This window comes from Methylobacterium sp. NMS14P, from assembly GCF_028583545.1.
Lineage (GTDB): Bacteria > Pseudomonadota > Alphaproteobacteria > Rhizobiales > Beijerinckiaceae > Methylobacterium.
In genome coordinates, this window is sequence record NZ_CP087106.1 from 2,214,985 (window position 1) to 2,231,858 (window position 16,874).

Below are 16,874 nucleotides of genomic sequence, written 5' to 3' on the forward strand. Positions count from 1 at the left end.
GGGGATCCTAAAAACCTATTCCCACTCGAGTTCCTGGTAGGCCACGGTGACGTTGCGGCCGTTGTAGGTGTCGAACAGGGCCCACTTGTCGCGCTGGTCCGCCGCGACGCTGGTCACGGCCTTCTCGATGGGCACGTCCTTGGCGATCGCCGCCCGGGTGCCGTCGCGCAGGGCGGTCAGGTAGCCGGAGAGGTCGGCGAGCGCCGGGGCGAGGTCGACCGCGACGGGGCCGTGGCCCGGGACGGCCCGGGCGGGACCCATGGCCTTCAGCCGCTCGATCTCGGCGAGCCAGCCCTTGAGGCTGCCGTCGAGGGAGGGGATCCGGTTCACGAACAGCAGGTCGGCGGGGAACAGCAGGCCGCTGCCGGAATCGATCATCGACAGGTCCGAGGTGGTGTGCGCCGGACCGTGCGCCGTGAAGGTCAGGCGCCGGTCGCCGAGGTCGATCTCGGCCGTGTCGGCGACGGTCATCGTCGGGTAGACCACCGGCCCGGTCCGGTCCTCGCCGAGCAGATCGACCAGCCGCTTGCGGTAGAACTCGCCCCGGGCCGCCAGGGCCTCGGTGAGCTTGGCGTGGCCGATGAAGACCGGCTTGTCCTGGACGAAGGCCCCTGCCCCGAAGACGTGGTCCGGGTGGACGTGGGTCAGAACCACGTGGGTGATCGGCTTGTCGGTGCGCTTGGCGATCTCGGCGCGCAGCCACTGGCCGTCGGCGAGGCTGCCGCCGGACTCGGTCACCACCACGCCGGTCCTGCCGACGAGGAAGCCGATATTGGCGATGGCGTCGGCGTTGTCGGGAGTGGCGTCGGCGATCAGGCCCTTGCGCACGTACAGGCCCGGCCCGACCTCCTCCATCGTGAAGCTCTCGGCGGCGCGGCCCAGCGTCGGCAGGCAGCACAGGCAGAGACCCGCGAAGAGGGCGTGCCGCCGCGTCGGCCCGGCGACCTGCGTCCGCGGATGGACGGCGGGTGCCGTCATGCCGAAACCTCCCGATCTTGCCCATTCTTGATTGTCTACCATTAAGTAGGTAGATTACCGGTCCGTCAAGGGGCCGCCGGGAGCCGGTCTCCGAAGCGGCCGCACGTTCGCGTGATTTCGTGCGATGATGGGGGCGAGTTTGGAGCGACGATCGCCGCGATGAGGGATACCCGCGCCGAGTTGCTGATGCAGGCCGAGACCCTGGTGCGGGGCCGCGGCTTCGCCGGCTTCAGCTACGCCGACCTCGCGGCGGCGGTGGGCATCCGCAAGGCGAGCATCCACCACCACTTCCCCACCAAGGTCGATCTCGGGGCCGCCCTGGTGGCGGCCTACGCGGCGCGCTACGCCGCGGCCCTGGAGGTGATCCGCCGGGACGTGCCGGACGGGCCCGGCCGGGTCGAGGCCTACGGGCGGCTCTATCTCGGCGGCGTCGAGCAGGGGCTCGGCTGCCTCTGCGTGGCGCTGGCCATCGAGGGCGAGGCCCTGCCCGAGCGCCTGCGCCGGGACATCGCGGCCTTCTTCGCGGACCATCTCGCGTGGCTGGAGGGCATCCTGCGCGCGGGCCAGGCCGACGGCAGCGTGCGCGGCGGCGCGGATCCTGCGGCGCTCGCCCGCTACGTCGTCGCCACCCTGGAGGGGGCGCTCCTGATGGAGCGCCTGTTCGCGAGCCCCGACGCCTTCCGGGGGACGCTGGCGGTGCTGGTCGACGGCCTCAGGCCGCAGTGAACCGGGCGTAGCCGTCCGCCCGCAGGCGGCAGGCCGGGCAGGTCCCGCAGCCGTAGCCCCAGGGATGCCGCTGCCCGCGCTCGCCGAGGTAGCAGGTGTGGCTCTCCTCGACGATCAGGTCGACCAGCGCCCGCCCGCCGAGGCTCTCGGCGAGTTCCCAGGTCTGCGCCTTGTCGAGCCACATCAGCGGCGTGTGCAGCACGAAGCGCCGCTCCATGCCGAGATTGAGCGCCACCTGCAGGGCCTTGATGGTGTCGTCGCGGCAATCCGGGTAGCCGGAATAGTCGGTCTCGCACATGCCGCCGACCACGTGCCGGAGCCCCCGCCGGTAGGCGAGCGCCGCCGCGAAGGTCAGGAACACGAGGTTGCGGCCGGGCACGAAGGTGTTGGGCAGACCCGACGCCTCGTAGCCGATCGCGGCCTCCCGGGTCAGCGCCGTCTCGGACACCTGCCCGAGGGCGTCGAGGGCGAGCGTGTGGTCCTCGCCGAGGCGGGCTGCCCAGGCGGGATCGAGGGCCGTCGTGCCCGCGCGCAGGGCCGCGCGGCGGTCGAGCTCGACCCGGTGGCGCTGCCCGTAGTCGAAGCCGAGGGTCTCGACGCGGTCGAACCGGTCCAGCGCCCAGGCCAGGCAGGTGGCCGAATCCTGGCCGCCGGAGAACAGCACCAGCGCGGCGCGGTCGCCGGCGATCGCGGTCTCACGCGCCATCGTACTCGGCCCAAGACATCGGGGTCTCGGCGACCCGCACGAGCGCGAGGCCCGGCAGGTCCGGCCGGAGGCGCTGCCAGATCCAGGCGGCGATGTTCTCGGCGGTCGGGTTCTCCAGCCCCTCGATCTCGTTGAGGCAGTGGTGGTCGAGCCGGGCGAGCAGCGGCCCGAAGATCGACTCGATGTCGTAGAAGTCGATCACCCAGCCGGTATGGGGATCGACCGGGCCAGCGACCGTCAGCTCGACCCGGTAGGAATGCCCGTGCATCCGGTGGCAGCGGTGGGTCTCGGGCACGTTCGGCAGCCGGTGGGCCGCCTCGAAGGTGAAGGCTTGGGTGATCTTCATGGGAGGGTTCGCGGGTAAGGCCGATCTCGCCCCCGCCATAGCGCCGACGGGCGGTCCCGCGCAAAGGCGGGCTGCCCTGCGTTCGGCGGCTCGGCCGGGGATCAGGCCCCGGCGCCCGCCTCCGACCACTGCGCGTACCACGCCTTGAACAGGCGCAGCTGCGTCTCCGCGTAGTGGCGCTGGCCGGCGCTCAGCGCGTCGGTGGCGTTGAAGTGGAGCGCGTATTCCGGGTTCCCCTCCAGCACCATCAGGTGCTTGTAGTAGAGGACGAGGTCGGTCCCCTCGTCGAAGCTCGACAGGATCGCCAGCGCGGCGTCGAGTTCCTCGGCCCGGCGCCGGGCCCGGACGTCGCCCGCGGCGGCCTTCTCGCACAGGCCGACGAGGTGGAGCACCTCCCGCGGCAGGACGTTGCCGATGCCCGTGATGGCGCCCCGGGCGCCGCAATTGACGTAGCCGTGCACCACCTGGGTATCCACCCCGACCATCAGGGTGATGTCGGGCGACTGGCCGGTGATGTGCTCGGCCGCGTAGGTGAGCGAGGCGGCGCCGCCGAACTCCTTGAAGCCGACGAGGTGCGGGTAGCGGGCGCGCAGGCGGAAGAACAGGTCCGCCCGGGTCTCGAACCCGTAATAGGGGCTGTTGTAGATCACCGCCGGCAGGTCGACGGCCGCCTCCAGGATGCCGCCGAAATGCGCCTCCTGGGCCGCGGCCGAGCTGCCGCGCGACAGGACCCGCGGGATGATCATCAGGCCGTGGGCGCCGGCCGCCTTGGCGTGGGCCGCGAGCGCCGCGGCCCGCTTCGGATTCTGGGCGCCGGTCCCGACGATCACCGGCACGCCGGCCGCGAGCAGCCGCTCGACGCCCGCCATCCGCTCCTCGTCGGTGAGCAGCGGCCAGTCGCCCATCGAGCCGCAGTAGACGACCGCCGACATGCCGGCATCGACGAGTTCCCGCCCCTTGCGCGCGAGAGCGTCGAGGTCGGGCGTCCGGTCCGGCCGGCAGGGCGTCATCAGGGCCGGGATCGTGCCGGAGAAGATGTGTCGATCGAAGGCCATCGCCGGCTCGCCTGCTGGGAGGTGGGATCGTCCCGGGCGGCCTTGCGGGCCTCGCGGGGCGGCACGCCTCTCCATGGCAGCGACGCGCAGGTCTGGCAAGGATTTTATACAATCTCGGTCGAGCGGGTCGGGACCGGCGCGGCGCCGAGGAACGCCATCAGCGCGGCGGCGACGTGGTCGATATGGTCGGTCAGGAGGGCGCAGGCGGCCGAGGCGTGGCCGTTCCGGCACAGCCGGACGATCTCGCGGTGCTCGCGGTCGGCCCGCTCCAGCTCCGCGCTGTCGGTGGAGAGCTGCAGGCGCGTGTAGCGGTCGCACTCGGCCAGCAGGGAGCCGACCAGCCCGAGGGCGCGGGGGCGCTCCGCGCGGCCGTAGAGGAGGAGGTGCAACTCCGTGTTGAGGGCGCCCCAGCGCGCCGTCGCGCCGGCTCGCAGCGCCGCGGCGTACTCCTCCAGCAGGGCGTCGGCCCGGGCGTAGTCGTCGTCGGTCAGGCGGGGCGCCGAGAGGGCCAGGAGGCGCGGCTCGAGGGCGCCCCGGAGCTCGAGGGCCTCCGCCGCGTCCGCCGGCGAGAGCGGCGCCACCATGGCCCCGCGGTGGGGCAGGATGCGCACGAGGCCCTCGGCCTCCAGCTGGAACAGGGCTTCCCGCACCGGGATTCGGCTGGCCCCGAACTCCGCCGCGAGGCCGTCCTGGCGGAGCTGCGAGCCGGCCGGGTAGCGGCCGTCGAGGATGCGCCGCCGGATCTCGGTCCCGATCGACCCCGCGATGGTCCGGTTCTTCATCGTCTCGCTCCCGGTCGGCTCCGGGCGCTCCGCAGGACCCTTGACGGCGGAGCTCCGGTGCTGAAATTGTATAAAATCAATCGGGCAACGGGCTCGATCAGGACAAGGGTGCCCGCGATGACGCTCTCCCGCCGCCAGATTCTGGCCGGAACCGCCGGTGCGGCCGCCGGCCTCGGCCTCCCGCACCTGGTCCGGGCCCAGCCCGGCGGCGGCAGCGTGCTGCGCTTCATCCCGTCGACGCCCCTGCCGTCCCTCGATCCGATCGTCGCCACGAGCTACGTCATCCGCAACCACGGCTATCTCGTCTACGACACGCTGTTCGCCACCGACGAGAACTTCCGCATCCAGCCCCAGATGGTCAGCGAGTGGCAGACCGCGCCCGACGGCCTGCGCTGGACCTTCCATCTCCGCGACGGCCTCACGTTCCACGACGGCTCCCCCGTCGAGGCCAAGGACTGCATCGCGTCCATCGCGCGCTGGTCCAAGCGGGACGCGTTCGGCCAGACCCTGGCGGGCTTCGTGGAGGGGTACGGCCAGGAGGACGCGCGGACCTTCACCGTCGCGCTGAAGAAGCCGTTCCCGCTGCTCCCGGCGGCGCTCGGCAAGCTGTCCTCGAACGTGCCCTTCATCATGCCGGAGCGCGTCGCCCTCCAGGACGCGTCCAAGCCGATCGCCGACGCCACGGGCTCCGGGCCGTGGCGCTTCGAGGCGCGGGAATGGATCCCCGGCCAGAACGCGATCTACACCCGCCACGCGGGCTACCGACCCCGCGAGGAGGCGCCCTCCTGGGCCGCCGGCGGCAAGGTCGCCAAGGTCGACCGGATCGAGTGGCTCGCCATCACTGAGGCCTCGGCCGCGGTGGGCGCGATGATCCAGGGCGCGGTCGACTGGTACGAGCAGCCGGCGATCGACCTGATCCCGGTCCTCAAGGGCAAGCCGGGGATCGAGATCCGCAACGTGCCGCTCGGGCTGATCCTGCTGATGCGGTTCAACCACACGCAGCCGCCGTTCAACAATCCCGAGATCCGCCGGGCCGTGATGATGGCCATGAAGCAGGACGACTACATGCAGGCGGTGGTCGGCAGCCCCGAATACTACCGGGAGGCCAAGACCTTCTTCACGCCGGGCTCGCCGATGTCGACCGGGGCCGGCGGGGCGGCCGCCATGCAGGCGGACCTCGCCAGGGCCAAGGCGATGCTGGCCAAGGCCGGCTACAAGGGCGAGCGCGTGGTGCTCCTGGCCCCCGCCGACCAGCCGATCGCCTACAACCAGTCGCTGGTGACCCAGGACCTGCTGAAGCAGCTCGGCATGAACGTCGATCTGGTCTCGACCGACTGGGGCAGCTTCATCGCCCGCCGCGGCAACCGCGGGCCGGTCGATGGCGGGGGCTGGTCCCTGTTCCACACCCTCTGGTCGGGGGCGGACGTGCTGAACCCGGCCCTGCACCCGCTGATCCGCGCCAACGGTCAGGCGGCGTGGTTCGGCTGGCCGGACGACCCGACCCTGGAGACGCTGCGCAGCGAGTGGATCGCCACCAGCGACGAGGCGCAGCAGAAGGCGCTCGCCGCGCGCATCGAGGAGCGGGCTTTCGAGGTCGTGCCCTACGCGCCCGCGGGCCTCGTGCAGCAGCCGATGGCGGTCAGCGCGAAGCTCAAGGGCATGGTCATGGCGCCCGTGCAGTTCTTCTGGAACATCGAGAAGACCGGCTGATCACGGCCGGCCAGAAGACCGTCCGTCTTTGCGAGCGCAGCGAAGCAATCCAGCGACGCTACGCTTGCCGACGTCCCGCTGCCCTGGGTTGCTTCGCTGCGCTGGCAAAGACGCGGCGTCTCGGATGCCCCTGCGGCGTCAGCCCGCGCCCTTCTCGGACACGCCGGCCTGCGCGAAGGTCGCCATGCCGGTGTGGCAGGCGAGCGCGCCCTTCAGCAGGCCCATCGCCATGCCGGCGCCCGAGGCCTCGCCGAGGCGCATGCCGAGCGCCAGCAGCGGCACCAGCCCGAGCCGCTCCAGCACCTCGGCGTGGACGCCCTCCGCCGAGACGTGGCCGGCGAGGCAGTGGTCGAGGGCCCTCGGGTCGGCGGCGTGCAGCACGGCCGCGGCGGCGGTCGCCACGTAGCCGTCGATCACCACCGGGATGCGCTGCAGCCGGGCCGCCAGGATCGCGCCCGCCATGGCGGCGATCTCCCGGCCGCCGAGGCGCGCCAGGACCTGGAGCGGGTCGTCGAGGTGGTCGGCATGGTGACTGAGCGCCGCCTCCACGGCCGCGACCTTCCGGGACAGGCCGTCCCCGTCCACGCCCGTGCCGCGCCCGACCCAGTGGGCGGGGTCGCCGCCGAACAGGGCGGCGTAGAGGGCGGCCGCCACCGTGGTGTTGCCGATGCCCATCTCGCCGATGCCCAGGCAGTCGGTGCCGGCGGCCACCGCCTCCATGCCGAACGCCATGGTGGCGACCGTGGCGCGCTCGTCGAGGGCCGGCCCCTCCGTGATGTCGCCCGTGGGCATGTCGAGGGCGAGGTCGAACACCTTGAAGCCGAGGCCGTAAGCGGCGCAGATCTGGTTGATCGCCCCGCCCCCGGCGGCGAAGTTGTCGAGCATCTGCCGGTTGACCGCGTCCGGGAAGGCCGAGACGCCCCGGCGCGTGACCCCGTGGCTGCCGGCGAAGACGCAGACCAGCGGCCGGTCGAAGGTCGGCGGCGCCTTGCCCTGCCACGCCGCCAGCCACGTCACGAGGCTCTCAAGGCGCCCCAGCGCGCCCGCGGGCTTCGTCAGGGTCGCGTCCCGGGCCGCGACGGCGGCCTTCGCCTCCGTGTCGGGACCCGGCATCGCCTTCAGAAGGTTGCGGATGTCGTCGAAGGGGCCGGGTTCGGGAGCGGTCATCGGGTCGGTCATGGCGGCGATGATTTCCTGTGGGCGCCTCCGGACGGGGAGACTATACGGGAGGGGCGCGCGGTGGGGCGCGGTGGCGGGCGGATGCGAGAGGCCGCGATGGACAGGCAGACCGGCGGGGAGGCCGACTGGCCCGGGCGCGGTGCCCTCTACGACCTCGCCGGGTGCCTGCGCTTCTACTCCCGCCTGCCGGTGCCGCAACTGCCCGGCGAGCCGGACCCGCACCGCAGCCCCGACTTCACCACTCTGCCGCGGATGCTGCCGCTGGCCGGCCTGATCCTGGCGCTGCCCGCCGCCCTGGTGCTGGCGGCCGGCTGGGCGGTCGGGCTCGGCCCGTTCCTGGCCGCGACCCTCGCGGTGGCGGTCGCCGTGGTGGCAACCGGCGCCCTGCACGAGGACGGGCTCGCGGACGTCGCCGACGGGTTCGGCGGCGGCGCCACGCGGGAGCGCCGCCTGGAGATCATGCGCGACAGCCGGATCGGCGCCTACGGCGGCGCGGCCCTGGTCCTGGCGCTGGCCCTGCGGATCGGCGCCCTGGCGACGCTCCTCGACCGGATCGGCCACGCGGCCGTGACCGGCCTGATCCTGGCGGCCGCCCTGTCGCGGGTCGCCGCCCTCGCCCCGATGGTGCTGCTCGCGCCGGCGCGGCCGGGCGGCCTGTCCGCCTCGGTCGGCCGCCCGGGCCGGGCGAGCCTCGCCACCGCGCTCGGCCTCGGCGCGGTGCTGGCGCTCGGCGCCGTGCCGCTCGGCCTGCCCCTCGGCGGGGTCGCGCTGATGATCCTGTGCGCCGGGCTCGCGGCTCTGGGCCTCACCCGGCTGGCGCGCGCCAAGATCGGCGGCCAGACCGGCGACGTCATCGGTGCCTGCCAGCAGGTCGCGGAGATCGCCGCCCTGCTGGCCCTGGTGGCGGCGACGGCGGGCGTGGCCGATTGACGGGCCCCGCCCGTCTTGACCCGGCCACGATCCCCCGGCCAAGGATCACCGATGCCGCCCGCGCCGAAACCCTCCTCGCCCTGCACCAAGGTCTGCGTCCTCGACGCCGCGACCGGCCTGTGCTGCGGCTGCGGGCGGACCCGCGACGAGATCGCCGCCTGGGGCTCCCTGTCGGAGGCGCAGCGCCGCGCCGTGATGGCGGGGCTCGCCGCCCGGATGCGCGCCGCCCGGCTCACGCCCCTCGAAGCGCCGCTGCCGTCATGATCTATCTCGGCCTCGCGGCCCTCGCCCTGGTCCTCGTGGCCCTGGTCCTCAGCGACGGCAGCGACAGCGTCGGCGGCGTGATCGGGCCCGACCAATTGGCCAACCTCGCCTGGACCGGCACGATCCTGCTCCTGGTGGTGGCCGGGTTCTGGCGGCAATTCACGGCGCGGCTCGGCGCGAACCTGCAGGCCCTCCTGGCCTGGGCACTGATCGGCCTCGCCCTGGTGATCGGCTACAGCTACCGCGACCGGATCCAGGACGTCGGCGCCCGCGTGCTCGGCGATCTCCGGCCGGGGAGCGCGACCTCGAGCGGCGACGGCTCCGTCACCGTCACCCGGCGGGCGGACGGCGATTTCCGGGTCGACGCCGAGGTGAACGGCCGGGTTCAGCCCTTCCTGTTCGACACCGGGGCGAGCAGCGTCGTGCTCACCGCCGAGAACGCCGCCGCGCTGGGGCTCACGCCCGCGCCCGCCGACTTCACCGCCCGCGTCTCCACCGCCAACGGCATCACCTACGCGGCGCCGACCCAGCTCGACTCGCTCAGCGTCGGCACCATCACCGAGCGGCGGGTCAACGCCATGGTGGCCAAGCCGGGCGCGCTCTCCGCGAACCTCCTCGGCCAGACCTTCCTGTCGCGGCTGTCCGGCTACGAGGTCCGGGGCGACCGCCTGATCCTGCGCCGGCCCTGACCGGGCCGCCGCGCAAGGCGCTCAGGCGGCGCAGGCCTCGGGCGCGGCGCGGGAGACCAGCGCCACCGCCTCCCGCAGGGTCGCGAGGTCGGCCCCCGGGCGCATCCCGTGGGTCGAGAGGTGGCGCCGGAAGGCCCGAGCGCCCGGCCGGCCGTTGAACAGCCCGAGCATGTGCCGGGTGACCGCGTGCAGGCGCTCGCCCCGGGCCAGGCACGCGGCGACGTAGGGCTCGAACATCGCGACCGCCGCGAAAACGTCGGGGGCCGGGGCCGGTACGCCGAACAGGTCGGGATCGACGCCGAGCAGCAGTGCCGGCTCGGTGTAGGCGGCGCGGCCGACCATGACGCCGTCGACCTCGGCGAGCCGCGCCCGCGCGGCGTCGAGGTCGCGCAGGCCGCCGTTGACCGCGATCGGCAGTCCGGGAAGCCGCCGCTTCAGCCGCGCGGCACGGCCGTAATCGAGGGGCGGCACGTCCCGGTTCTCCTTGGGCGAGAGCCCCTGGAGCCAGGCCTTGCGGGCGTGGACGATCAGCCCGTCGACGCCCGCCGCCACCGCGGCGTCGGCCAGGGTGTCGAGCGCCGCCTCGGGGTCCTGGTCGTCGACGCCGATCCGGCACTTCACCGTCACCGGTACGGAGACCGCCGCCTTCATGGCGGCGACGCAGTCGCCCACCAGGGCCGGCTCGCGCATCAGGCAGGCGCCGAAGCGGCCCTCCTGCACCCGGTCCGAGGGGCAGCCGACATTGAGATTGACCTCGTCGTAGCCGAGATCCGCGGCGATCCGGGCGGCCTGCGCCAGCTCCGCCGGGTCCGAGCCGCCGAGCTGGACCGCCACCGGGTGCTCGACCGCCGCGAAGCCGAGCAGCCGCTCCCGCGGCCCGTGCAGCACCGCGCCGGTGGTGACCATCTCGGTGTAGAGGCGGGCGCGCGCCGAGAGGGACCGGTGGAACGCCCGGCAGTGCCGGTCCGTCCAGTCCATCATCGGGGCGACGGAGAAGCGCCATCCGCTGAGATTGTTCAGTTTTCCTGTCGGATCAGCCATTTGCCTTCTTGTGCGTTTGCCAACGTTTCCCTGCGTAGCCTAGAACGGGACGGGAACATGCGGTATTTTCTTGCCGTGTATCAGCCCCGTGTACTAAGCGCCCTGCCCGTGTATCAGCTCGCGAGGCCGGCATGGGGACGATCATTGAGAGGCGCCGAGCCAATGGCAGCACGGGATACAGCGCCCGCATCGTCGTGCAAAGGGCGGGCGTCGTGCATCGGGAGACGCAGACGTTCGACCGCCGAGCCGCCGCTACGGCCTGGATCAAGCGGCGCGAGAGAGAGCTAAGCGAGCCCGGCGCGCTCGACCGCAAGAAGGCTGACGATCCCACGCTCGGCGAGGCGATCGACCGCTACATCCGCGAGAGCCGGAAAGCCATCGGCCGAACCAAGGCCCAGGTGCTCAACGCGATCAAGGCGTTCCCGATCGCCGAGCGACCGTGCTCCGAGGTGACGAACGCCGAGATCGCCGCGTTCATGCAGGAGCTGAGCGAGGGGCGGACGCCGGCCACGGTCGGCAACTACGTCTCGCACCTGTCGGCGGTCATGAACACCGCCCGCGACCTGTGGGGCTGGCCGATCAGCCCGACTGCCATGAAGGAGGCGCAGCGCGGGGCCCGGTCCCTAGGCGTGATCGCCAAATCCCGAAGCCGGGAGCGCGTCCCGACCCTGCCCGAGCTGGACCGGCTGATGGCGCATTTCGGGGACGTGCTGCGACGTCGGTCGAACTCGCTGCCCATGCAGCGGATCGTCGCCTTCGCGTTGTTCTCGACCCGCAGGCAGGAGGAGATCCTACGCATCGCCTGGGCAGATCTGGACGAGGCCCATAGCAAGGTGCTCGTTCGCGACATGAAGCACCCGGGCCAGAAGGTCGGCAATGACCAGTGGTGCGAACTGCCGCCGGAGGCCCTAGCCATCGCGCTCGCCATGCCGCGGATCTCGGACCGCATCTTCCCGTTCAACACCGACGCGGTATCGACCTCGTTCACCCGGGCGTGCGCCTTCCTAGGCATTGAGGATCTGCACTTCCACGACATGCGCCATGCCGGCGTGTCACGCCTTTTCGAGATGGGGCGCACGCTCCCGCAGGCGGCCGCTGTGTCGGGTCATCGGTCGTGGCAAAGCCTCCAGCGCTACACCCATATCAGCCAGAAGGGCGATCGGATGGCCAGCTGGCCTTGGCTGAAGGTTGTTACGGAGCCGGAGCCTTAATCCCCCTCCCCACCCGGATCTCCAGCAAGCGCTCTCTCAGTCGCGTTCAAGATTTCTCTGAGGATGAGCTGGAAGGACCGTTCTGTCGGTTCCTCGTTCTCAAGGGCGATCTTGGCGAAGGTTCTGATCGCCGTGAGGGCGACGTAGGGGTCTAGGGCAGGTTCGGGTCTGTCGGGCATGGGAAGCGTCCTCGGCTTGGCGAGGGGCGGAGCTTACCTCAGATCAGTCCGGCTTGGGCTTGGTGCGCTCGCGGGCGGAAGATGGTTTGCGAGGGGTGCGGAGCCGACGGGCGATCAGTCCTTGAACCGAACGCCCCTGCCGCCGAGCCGCATGTCGCCCGGCTCAAGGATCACGACGCCGCCACGGTCGAACGCCTCTTGGATCGCCTTGAGCGTGTCAAGCTTCGGGTTCGTCGCTCCGCGCTCAATGTCCTTGATCGCGCCGAGAGAGACCTTGCTCTCCGACGCAAGGCGCTCGGCATTCCAGCCTAGAAGGGCCCGAGCGGCCTTAATGGTGTCGCGATCAATCACGCCAGCCGGATAGACGGTCGCGGCCACTTTTTCGAGTCCTGCGGGCAACTTTTCGTCCCTTGCGGTTGACGTGCCCTTCGGTAGACTATAAGTTCCCTTCTGTCAACGAAACGACTTTTGGAAGGCACCTAAGCGATGGTCAGCTTTCAGATTGCGCGGCCCGATCGGGCCATTGTTTCTGCCATCGTGGAGCGTGCCGCGAGGCTCGCCCTCATTGAGGGACAGGAGGAGCGGATCGGCTCGGAGATGGACCTGATCGCTACGCATGCGAACGGCAACCCGCTGCGCCTTGCTGACTTGCTGGCCGCGGACGACTTCAACTTCCGACACGATTTTATCGGCATCGCGAACTGTCTGGATCGAACAACCGGCAAGCTGCTGCGCAACTTCGTGCCTCGGTTCTCGGCTCGCGTTTCGGAGGCCGCGTGATGGCTCGCGCGACGCCTTGGATCCTGGCTCACGCTGATCTCGCCGACGAGATGTTCAGTATGCCGATGCGCGGGCGACTTGAGGCCATTCGCGACCGGTTGGCTGCGCACGGCTACGACCTCAAGCTCGACATCGGGAAGCGAACCACGAAGGCGACCGTCACCAGCAAGACGCTTCGGTCCAAGTCCACCTACCCGAGCGTCACCGACTTCGTCGCGTTCGAAGAGCGCCGACTGGCCGCCATGGACGAGCGCGCTGCCTAACCTTTCTGCGCAAATAGGAGAGACGCGATGGCCATCTGGTCGCCGAGGAACGGTCTAGACAACCGGCGCCCTGATCTCGCGCACTGCCGAGCCGTCGTCTACCCGAAGGAGACCTATGGCTGGCTCCACGGCTATCAGTGCCCACGAAAGGCGATCGTCTTTCGGTGTGTTGAGGGCCACGAGGGCGAGCTTGGGTTCTGCCGCCAGCACGACCCCGAGGCGGTCAGGGCTCGCAATAAAGCCCGCCAAGACCGGGTGGAGGCAGAGTGGGCTAGGGCTCGCGCAAAGGACGAACGCGAGCGCCAAACTCGTGATGCTCAGGCGGCGGCCAAGGCAGCCCTTGAGAGCATTGCCGCTGGGCACAACGACCCACGCACGCTCGCGGTCGAAGTGCTCGCGATGTTCCCCGCCTAACCCAAGGATCTAAACGCCATGGCCGAGAGGAAGGCGCACCATGCCCGTTAAAATGACCGGCGCTCAGTTCAAGGCGTTCTTGGCTACTGAGTGGGGGCCTGACGCCTACTGGGAGGACACCGAAATTCTGAAGAACGGCGAGGAGGTGGATGAGGGACGCGACAGCGATCCGACCTACTACGCCGACACCGACACGGTGACGATCCTTGGCGGCACGATCATCCCGGACCAAAGCCAGCCGCCAAGCCTCATTGAGTACGTGGATGCGGTCAAGTTTGCCCGCAAGTGGCTCAAGGCCCAGTCCACCGTGACGCTCGTCGTCGAAGTGCCGCGCGAGCATGCCGAATGGTTCGCATCCGGCATCAAGGGCATGGGCGTGAACAAGGAGTTCGCCAAGATCGTGGAGAGGATCGGATGATGCCTGACGCCCTCTCCCTTTCCCGATCAGATCTTCCAGAGGAGATCGCTACGGCGATTGAGGAGCTGATCGACGCCGAGCACGACCAATTTCGCAAGGGTGCATCGAACGCGAGCGCTTGGTGCGAACAGGCGAAGGTTTGCAACCAAGCGAGAGAAGCCCTCACCGCCGCGATCCTCTCCCGGCTGGGAGAAGCAGAGGTTCGGCGGGAGGAAGCCGAGGACGCGCCCTCCGGGCCGGGCTCTAGCCCTTCGGGTCCTGCTCCTACGGATCAGGAGCCTTCGGCCTACGATCCCTCGCGCGACCAGTGCGAAATGGACTGGCCGTTGCGGGCCCGTGTTTGGACGCGCACATCGGTCGAGCCCCATGAAAAGGTGTTGGAGATCGTCGGCTCAATCAACGACACATTCATGGCGTGCCGCCACACGCAGAGCCTCGCTATCGCTGATGCCGATGTACCTGGCTTACCAGAGCGGTACGTGTGCCGTTGTGATTGGCAGGCCGTAGGTCCCGGTGAGATCATTGATGATCTCCGGCAAGCGCTGGAAGACATCAGAGACTTCCCAGATCAGAAAGATCCTGTCGACACTGGCGAGCACAGGCGCCGACTCGCCGAGATGGCGCTTGATGGCCTCGACGCGGCTATTCGGCTCAACGCGGAAGCGCAAGAGACCGAAGCCCAGAGGGCCGAGACCTTGGGCTCGGCTTGCGAGGGCTCGGTGGCCGAAGGCCATGCGCCCGCCCTCACCGAAGCCGGACGCCTCGCGATCAAGGACGCGTAGAGGAGGAGAGGATGAACCAAGACCCGCCACACATCCGCGCCCGGCTCGCGACGCCGGTCATCACTGACGCGCAGATCGAGGCCGGAACGCCGGCACAGTGCGTTCACTGCGGCTGCCGCCAGAGCATCGCGCAGCTTCGGTCGCGCTGGCCGGGCTCAATCTCGTGCTGCCCCGAACGGGCAATGCGAGCCCGGCCCGCCCAGGATCTCCGTCTGGCAGCGGGTTGAGAGAAGGGGTGGCGATGGCACGCAACACATACAACCCTGCCGGCCTCGACTCAGAGACGAGGGCCTACCACCAGCGCCTGTTCCGGCAGGCTGACATCCTCAAGGAGATGCCGCTGCATCTGCTGCGCGGCCTCTGGGACCAGTACGACGGCTGCAACGACCCAGAGGGGTTTGAGGGCGAGGCGATCCACCTCGCGTTGAATATGGTAGGGGACGGGTCCTATTGCGCGGTGTGACCTGACATGCCTGACGACCACGACGCGATCACCGAAGCCGCCGACGCCCTGATCGCCTACGGCTACAAGGTCGAGCCGGTCGGTGATGATTTCGCGCTCTGGGTCGTGAACGGCAAAGGGATGAACGACAGCGACCTTTTGGCCTTGGCTATCCGGCTGGGCCTGATGGACTCGTCGGCGCCGCGGTTGCAGTGACGGGCCCATGCCCGAGCAGCCGATCTCGCAAACCCACGTCACCGCCCTGCGCGCCTGTGCCTTCCACTCAGGCAACGGCATGCGGCACGGGGCGCACAAGCGATCCATGCAGGCTCTAGCCGTCCTCGGCTATGTCGAGGAGCGGACACGGATTGGGCAGCGAGAGCCACGGTGGTTTCTGACGCCGGCCGGGCGGGACCTGCTGGAGGTGTTGGGGAGCGGTGAGGACGGCAGTCCGTGACCTTCACCTGGCGCCGCACCTTCCCAGGCACGCACCACGACTTCGTAGCCGAGGAAGCCGGCCAGCACGTCGGCCGCATCCGCCGGATGGACGGCGGCCCGCAGAACGGCACGTGGACTTGGAGTTGCACCGGCTGCCAGCGCGGGCATGAGGCCGAAGGCGTGCGGCCGCTGAACGGCATGGCCGACACCCGAGACGAGGCGATCGAGGCGCTGGCTGCCGCGTGGGCTAGGGCGAAGGCGTGGAGCGCGCGGACCGGGTTGCCGCTGGTGCCGGGCTGCTTCTAGCCCGGCTACGCCAACGAGCACACCGTGAGATCAAGCTCTGAGCTACCGCGAGGCGTTCGATCTTGATGCGCTGATCGAGAAAGCCGGCCGCGCAAGGGGAAATCGCGTAATTCCCACTGTCCACAGGCGTCCTGTGCACATCGGTGCTTCCGGGGCACAACCGGTGGATATCGTCCCTCCGCGGCCCGGCGCACGTCGACTTGAGGCCGGCGAGCAGGGATGCTGCCTGTCTCGAAACGAGAAAGCCGCCCCGACGCGAGTCGAAGCGGCTTTCCGTTGAGAGGTCGGCCAGGGACGCGACCACCTCGGGCAACCGGATCTAAGCGCTGATCCGGAGGATGAGTCTAGTCCCTGACCGGCGTCATCAACACGCAGTCAGGACGCGTACTTAACGTGCAACAGCACCTCGAACTCATCCCCCACCAGACGGCCGGCGGCCTCGTCTGCCAGCGCCCCAGCGACGGCTACATCAACGCCACGGCGATGTGCCAAGCGACCGGGAAGCGGTGGAACCACTATGCATCCAACGAGGGCACGAAGGCCTTCATCGCGGCGCTCGCGGCCGATACCGGAATTCCGGCCGCGGTGTTAGTTCAGTCACTTAGCGGCGGAACGCCCGAGCTGCAGGGCACCTGGGTGCACCCGCAGGTCGCCATCAACTTGGCCACTTGGTGCTCGCCGATCTTCGCGGTGCAGGTGAGCAAGTGGGTGCATGACTGGATGCGCGGTCACTCCGCGGTCCGGCCGGCGCTGCCCTACCATCTGCGACGCCACCTGGCGAACCATCCGAACGTGCCGGCTGGGCACTTCTCCATCTTGGTCGAGATGACGATCCTGCTGATCGCCCCGATGGAGGACATGGGCTACACGCTGCCTGAGCACCTGCTGCCGGACATCTCGCAGGGCCTCATGTTCTGCAAGTGGCTCCGCGAGGAGTGGGGCATCGACACGGACGCGCTGCCCAAGTACCGGCACGACTTCGAGGATGGCCGCGTCGTGTGGCCCAAGGCCTACCCGGACGACATGCTCGCGGAGTTCCGTCGGCACTTCTGGACGGCGTGGCTCCCGCTCAAGTCCGAGGCCTACTTCGCCGGCCGCGACAGCCGGGCTCTGGAGTACCTGCCGCGGCTGCTTGCGAAGGCTGCGGCCGCCGGGCTGCACGCCCCCGCGAAGCGCCTGCCGCCGCGGCCGATCCCGAAGAAGATGCGTCAGGCGTAGCGCCCGTGTCGCCCGGC

At 70.2% G+C, this 16,874-nt stretch carries 24 protein-coding genes; 16 read left to right on the forward strand and 8 right to left on the reverse strand.

Annotated elements, in window-relative coordinates; translation table 11 throughout:
• Positions 1 to 15: 15 nt before the first annotated feature.
• Entirely contained in the window at positions 16 to 978 is a 963-nt protein-coding gene (locus LOK46_RS10290) for a quinoprotein relay system zinc metallohydrolase 2 (protein WP_273563670.1), read from the reverse strand.
• Between the two features lie 159 nt (positions 979 to 1,137).
• Between LOK46_RS10290 and LOK46_RS10295 the strand changes: the two genes are divergently transcribed.
• Positions 1,138 to 1,704, forward strand: coding sequence for a TetR/AcrR family transcriptional regulator (locus tag LOK46_RS10295; protein WP_273563671.1), 567 nt, complete (start codon positions 1,138 to 1,140; stop codon positions 1,702 to 1,704).
• Here LOK46_RS10295 and queC read toward each other — a convergent pair.
• The 4 genes from queC to LOK46_RS10315 form a co-directional block, all read right to left on the reverse strand.
• Positions 1,691 to 2,410 (reverse strand): 7-cyano-7-deazaguanine synthase QueC, encoded by a 720-nt coding sequence (gene queC / locus LOK46_RS10300; RefSeq protein ID WP_273563672.1) that lies wholly within the window; start codon positions 2,408 to 2,410, stop codon positions 1,691 to 1,693. The genes LOK46_RS10295 and queC overlap by 14 nt on opposite strands.
• The gene (gene queD / locus LOK46_RS10305) at positions 2,400 to 2,756 is read right to left on the reverse strand and encodes a 6-carboxytetrahydropterin synthase QueD (protein ID WP_273563673.1); all 357 of its coding nucleotides are present in this window, start codon (positions 2,754 to 2,756) and stop codon (positions 2,400 to 2,402) included. The genes queC and queD overlap by 11 nt, the downstream gene beginning before the upstream one ends.
• A 101-nt stretch (positions 2,757 to 2,857) precedes the next feature.
• Positions 2,858 to 3,811, reverse strand: a complete 954-nt coding sequence (locus tag LOK46_RS10310) for a dihydrodipicolinate synthase family protein (RefSeq protein ID WP_273563674.1) — start codon at positions 3,809 to 3,811, stop codon at positions 2,858 to 2,860.
• Between the two features lie 104 nt (positions 3,812 to 3,915).
• Positions 3,916 to 4,593: a GntR family transcriptional regulator gene (locus LOK46_RS10315; RefSeq protein ID WP_273563675.1), complete on the reverse strand. Its 678-nt coding sequence runs from the start codon at positions 4,591 to 4,593 to the stop codon at positions 3,916 to 3,918.
• Between the two features lie 117 nt (positions 4,594 to 4,710).
• On the opposite strand from LOK46_RS10315, the gene LOK46_RS10320 reads away from it, so the two are divergent.
• Positions 4,711 to 6,303: an ABC transporter substrate-binding protein gene (locus LOK46_RS10320; protein ID WP_273563676.1), complete on the forward strand. Its 1,593-nt coding sequence runs from the start codon at positions 4,711 to 4,713 to the stop codon at positions 6,301 to 6,303.
• Between the two features lie 138 nt (positions 6,304 to 6,441).
• Here LOK46_RS10320 and cobT read toward each other — a convergent pair whose 3' ends face one another.
• Positions 6,442 to 7,482, reverse strand: coding sequence for a nicotinate-nucleotide--dimethylbenzimidazole phosphoribosyltransferase (cobT, locus tag LOK46_RS10325; RefSeq protein WP_273563677.1), 1,041 nt, complete (start codon positions 7,480 to 7,482; stop codon positions 6,442 to 6,444).
• Positions 7,483 to 7,578: 96 nt separating this feature from the next.
• Here cobT and cobS point away from each other — a divergent pair, with 96 nt between their 5' ends.
• The 3 genes from cobS to LOK46_RS10340 are packed head-to-tail and all read left to right on the forward strand — an operon-like array spanning position 7,579 to position 9,365.
• On the forward strand, positions 7,579 to 8,412 hold the full coding sequence (gene cobS, locus LOK46_RS10330; RefSeq protein ID WP_273563678.1) for an adenosylcobinamide-GDP ribazoletransferase: 834 nt from the start codon (positions 7,579 to 7,581) through the stop codon (positions 8,410 to 8,412).
• Positions 8,413 to 8,463: 51 nt separating this feature from the next.
• Positions 8,464 to 8,676 (forward strand): DUF1289 domain-containing protein, encoded by a 213-nt coding sequence (locus tag LOK46_RS10335; RefSeq protein WP_273563679.1) that lies wholly within the window; start codon positions 8,464 to 8,466, stop codon positions 8,674 to 8,676.
• Positions 8,673 to 9,365, forward strand: coding sequence for a retropepsin-like aspartic protease family protein (locus LOK46_RS10340; protein ID WP_273563680.1), 693 nt, complete (start codon positions 8,673 to 8,675; stop codon positions 9,363 to 9,365). The genes LOK46_RS10335 and LOK46_RS10340 overlap by 4 nt, the downstream gene beginning before the upstream one ends.
• A gap of 21 nt (positions 9,366 to 9,386) precedes the next feature.
• On the opposite strand, the gene dusA is transcribed toward LOK46_RS10340, so the two are convergent.
• A complete protein-coding gene (dusA, locus tag LOK46_RS10345; protein ID WP_273563681.1) occupies positions 9,387 to 10,406 on the reverse strand; it encodes a tRNA dihydrouridine(20/20a) synthase DusA in 1,020 nt (339 codons plus the stop codon).
• Positions 10,407 to 10,537: 131 nt separating this feature from the next.
• On the opposite strand from dusA, the gene LOK46_RS10350 reads away from it, so the two are divergent.
• On the forward strand, positions 10,538 to 11,617 hold the full coding sequence (locus LOK46_RS10350) for a tyrosine-type recombinase/integrase (protein WP_273563682.1): 1,080 nt from the start codon (positions 10,538 to 10,540) through the stop codon (positions 11,615 to 11,617).
• A gap of 293 nt (positions 11,618 to 11,910) precedes the next feature.
• On the opposite strand, the gene LOK46_RS10355 is transcribed toward LOK46_RS10350, so the two are convergent.
• The gene (locus LOK46_RS10355) at positions 11,911 to 12,174 is read right to left on the reverse strand and encodes a helix-turn-helix domain-containing protein (RefSeq protein ID WP_273563683.1); all 264 of its coding nucleotides are present in this window, start codon (positions 12,172 to 12,174) and stop codon (positions 11,911 to 11,913) included.
• Between the two features lie 108 nt (positions 12,175 to 12,282).
• On the opposite strand from LOK46_RS10355, the gene LOK46_RS10360 reads away from it, so the two are divergent.
• The 10 genes from LOK46_RS10360 (at position 12,283) to LOK46_RS10405 (ending at position 16,857) form a co-directional block, all read left to right on the forward strand.
• On the forward strand, positions 12,283 to 12,576 hold the full coding sequence (locus LOK46_RS10360; RefSeq protein WP_273563684.1) for a DUF6874 family protein: 294 nt from the start codon (positions 12,283 to 12,285) through the stop codon (positions 12,574 to 12,576).
• On the forward strand, positions 12,576 to 12,839 hold the full coding sequence (locus LOK46_RS10365) for a hypothetical protein (protein WP_273563685.1): 264 nt from the start codon (positions 12,576 to 12,578) through the stop codon (positions 12,837 to 12,839). The genes LOK46_RS10360 and LOK46_RS10365 overlap by 1 nt, the downstream gene beginning before the upstream one ends.
• Positions 12,840 to 12,866: 27 nt before the next feature.
• A complete protein-coding gene (locus LOK46_RS10370) occupies positions 12,867 to 13,253 on the forward strand; it encodes a hypothetical protein (protein ID WP_273563686.1) in 387 nt (128 codons plus the stop codon).
• A 40-nt stretch (positions 13,254 to 13,293) separates the two neighbouring features.
• A complete protein-coding gene (locus LOK46_RS10375) occupies positions 13,294 to 13,671 on the forward strand; it encodes a hypothetical protein (protein ID WP_273563687.1) in 378 nt (125 codons plus the stop codon).
• Positions 13,668 to 14,453, forward strand: a complete 786-nt coding sequence (locus LOK46_RS10380; RefSeq protein WP_273563688.1) for a hypothetical protein — start codon at positions 13,668 to 13,670, stop codon at positions 14,451 to 14,453. Before LOK46_RS10375 ends, LOK46_RS10380 begins: the two co-directional genes overlap by 4 nt.
• 241 nt (positions 14,454 to 14,694) lie before the next feature.
• Positions 14,695 to 14,916, forward strand: coding sequence for a hypothetical protein (locus tag LOK46_RS10385; RefSeq protein ID WP_273563689.1), 222 nt, complete (start codon positions 14,695 to 14,697; stop codon positions 14,914 to 14,916).
• A gap of 6 nt (positions 14,917 to 14,922) precedes the next feature.
• Positions 14,923 to 15,111, forward strand: coding sequence for a hypothetical protein (locus LOK46_RS10390; protein ID WP_273563690.1), 189 nt, complete (start codon positions 14,923 to 14,925; stop codon positions 15,109 to 15,111).
• 7 nt (positions 15,112 to 15,118) lie between these two features.
• The gene (locus tag LOK46_RS10395; RefSeq protein WP_273563691.1) at positions 15,119 to 15,352 is read left to right on the forward strand and encodes a hypothetical protein; all 234 of its coding nucleotides are present in this window, start codon (positions 15,119 to 15,121) and stop codon (positions 15,350 to 15,352) included.
• Positions 15,349 to 15,639 carry a hypothetical protein gene (locus LOK46_RS10400; protein ID WP_273563692.1) on the forward strand — a complete coding sequence of 97 codons (291 nt, stop codon included), beginning with the start codon at positions 15,349 to 15,351 and terminating at the stop codon, positions 15,637 to 15,639. The genes LOK46_RS10395 and LOK46_RS10400 overlap by 4 nt, the downstream gene beginning before the upstream one ends.
• Before the next feature lie 393 nt (positions 15,640 to 16,032).
• Positions 16,033 to 16,857, forward strand: a complete 825-nt coding sequence (locus LOK46_RS10405) for a KilA-N domain-containing protein (protein ID WP_273563693.1) — start codon at positions 16,033 to 16,035, stop codon at positions 16,855 to 16,857.
• The last annotated feature ends 17 nt before the right edge of the window (positions 16,858 to 16,874 follow it).

Excerpts from the sequence above, each read along its gene's own strand:
- LOK46_RS10320 (WP_273563676.1), top strand. The coding sequence starts at position 4,711 with ATGACGCTCTCCCGCCGCCAGATTCTGGCCGGAACCGCCGGTGCGGCC.
- LOK46_RS10315 (WP_273563675.1), bottom strand. The coding sequence starts at position 4,593 with ATGAAGAACCGGACCATCGCGGGGTCGATCGGGACCGAGATCCGGCGG.
- LOK46_RS10365 (WP_273563685.1), top strand. The coding sequence starts at position 12,576 with ATGGCTCGCGCGACGCCTTGGATCCTGGCTCACGCTGATCTCGCCGAC.
- cobS (WP_273563678.1), top strand. The coding sequence starts at position 7,579 with ATGGACAGGCAGACCGGCGGGGAGGCCGACTGGCCCGGGCGCGGTGCC.
- queC (WP_273563672.1), bottom strand. The coding sequence starts at position 2,410 with ATGGCGCGTGAGACCGCGATCGCCGGCGACCGCGCCGCGCTGGTGCTG.
- LOK46_RS10390 (WP_273563690.1), top strand. The coding sequence starts at position 14,923 with ATGCCTGACGACCACGACGCGATCACCGAAGCCGCCGACGCCCTGATC.
- LOK46_RS10395 (WP_273563691.1), top strand. The coding sequence starts at position 15,119 with ATGCCCGAGCAGCCGATCTCGCAAACCCACGTCACCGCCCTGCGCGCC.
- LOK46_RS10335 (WP_273563679.1), top strand. The coding sequence starts at position 8,464 with ATGCCGCCCGCGCCGAAACCCTCCTCGCCCTGCACCAAGGTCTGCGTC.
- LOK46_RS10295 (WP_273563671.1), top strand. The coding sequence starts at position 1,138 with ATGAGGGATACCCGCGCCGAGTTGCTGATGCAGGCCGAGACCCTGGTG.
- LOK46_RS10290 (WP_273563670.1), bottom strand. The coding sequence starts at position 978 with ATGACGGCACCCGCCGTCCATCCGCGGACGCAGGTCGCCGGGCCGACG.
- LOK46_RS10375 (WP_273563687.1), top strand. The coding sequence starts at position 13,294 with ATGCCCGTTAAAATGACCGGCGCTCAGTTCAAGGCGTTCTTGGCTACT.
- cobT (WP_273563677.1), bottom strand. The coding sequence starts at position 7,482 with ATGACCGACCCGATGACCGCTCCCGAACCCGGCCCCTTCGACGACATC.
- LOK46_RS10380 (WP_273563688.1), top strand. The coding sequence starts at position 13,668 with ATGATGCCTGACGCCCTCTCCCTTTCCCGATCAGATCTTCCAGAGGAG.
- LOK46_RS10385 (WP_273563689.1), top strand. The coding sequence starts at position 14,695 with ATGGCACGCAACACATACAACCCTGCCGGCCTCGACTCAGAGACGAGG.
- LOK46_RS10350 (WP_273563682.1), top strand. The coding sequence starts at position 10,538 with ATGGGGACGATCATTGAGAGGCGCCGAGCCAATGGCAGCACGGGATAC.
- LOK46_RS10370 (WP_273563686.1), top strand. The coding sequence starts at position 12,867 with ATGGCCATCTGGTCGCCGAGGAACGGTCTAGACAACCGGCGCCCTGAT.
- dusA (WP_273563681.1), bottom strand. The coding sequence starts at position 10,406 with ATGGCTGATCCGACAGGAAAACTGAACAATCTCAGCGGATGGCGCTTC.
- LOK46_RS10360 (WP_273563684.1), top strand. The coding sequence starts at position 12,283 with ATGGTCAGCTTTCAGATTGCGCGGCCCGATCGGGCCATTGTTTCTGCC.
- queD (WP_273563673.1), bottom strand. The coding sequence starts at position 2,756 with ATGAAGATCACCCAAGCCTTCACCTTCGAGGCGGCCCACCGGCTGCCG.
- LOK46_RS10310 (WP_273563674.1), bottom strand. The coding sequence starts at position 3,811 with ATGGCCTTCGATCGACACATCTTCTCCGGCACGATCCCGGCCCTGATG.
- LOK46_RS10340 (WP_273563680.1), top strand. The coding sequence starts at position 8,673 with ATGATCTATCTCGGCCTCGCGGCCCTCGCCCTGGTCCTCGTGGCCCTG.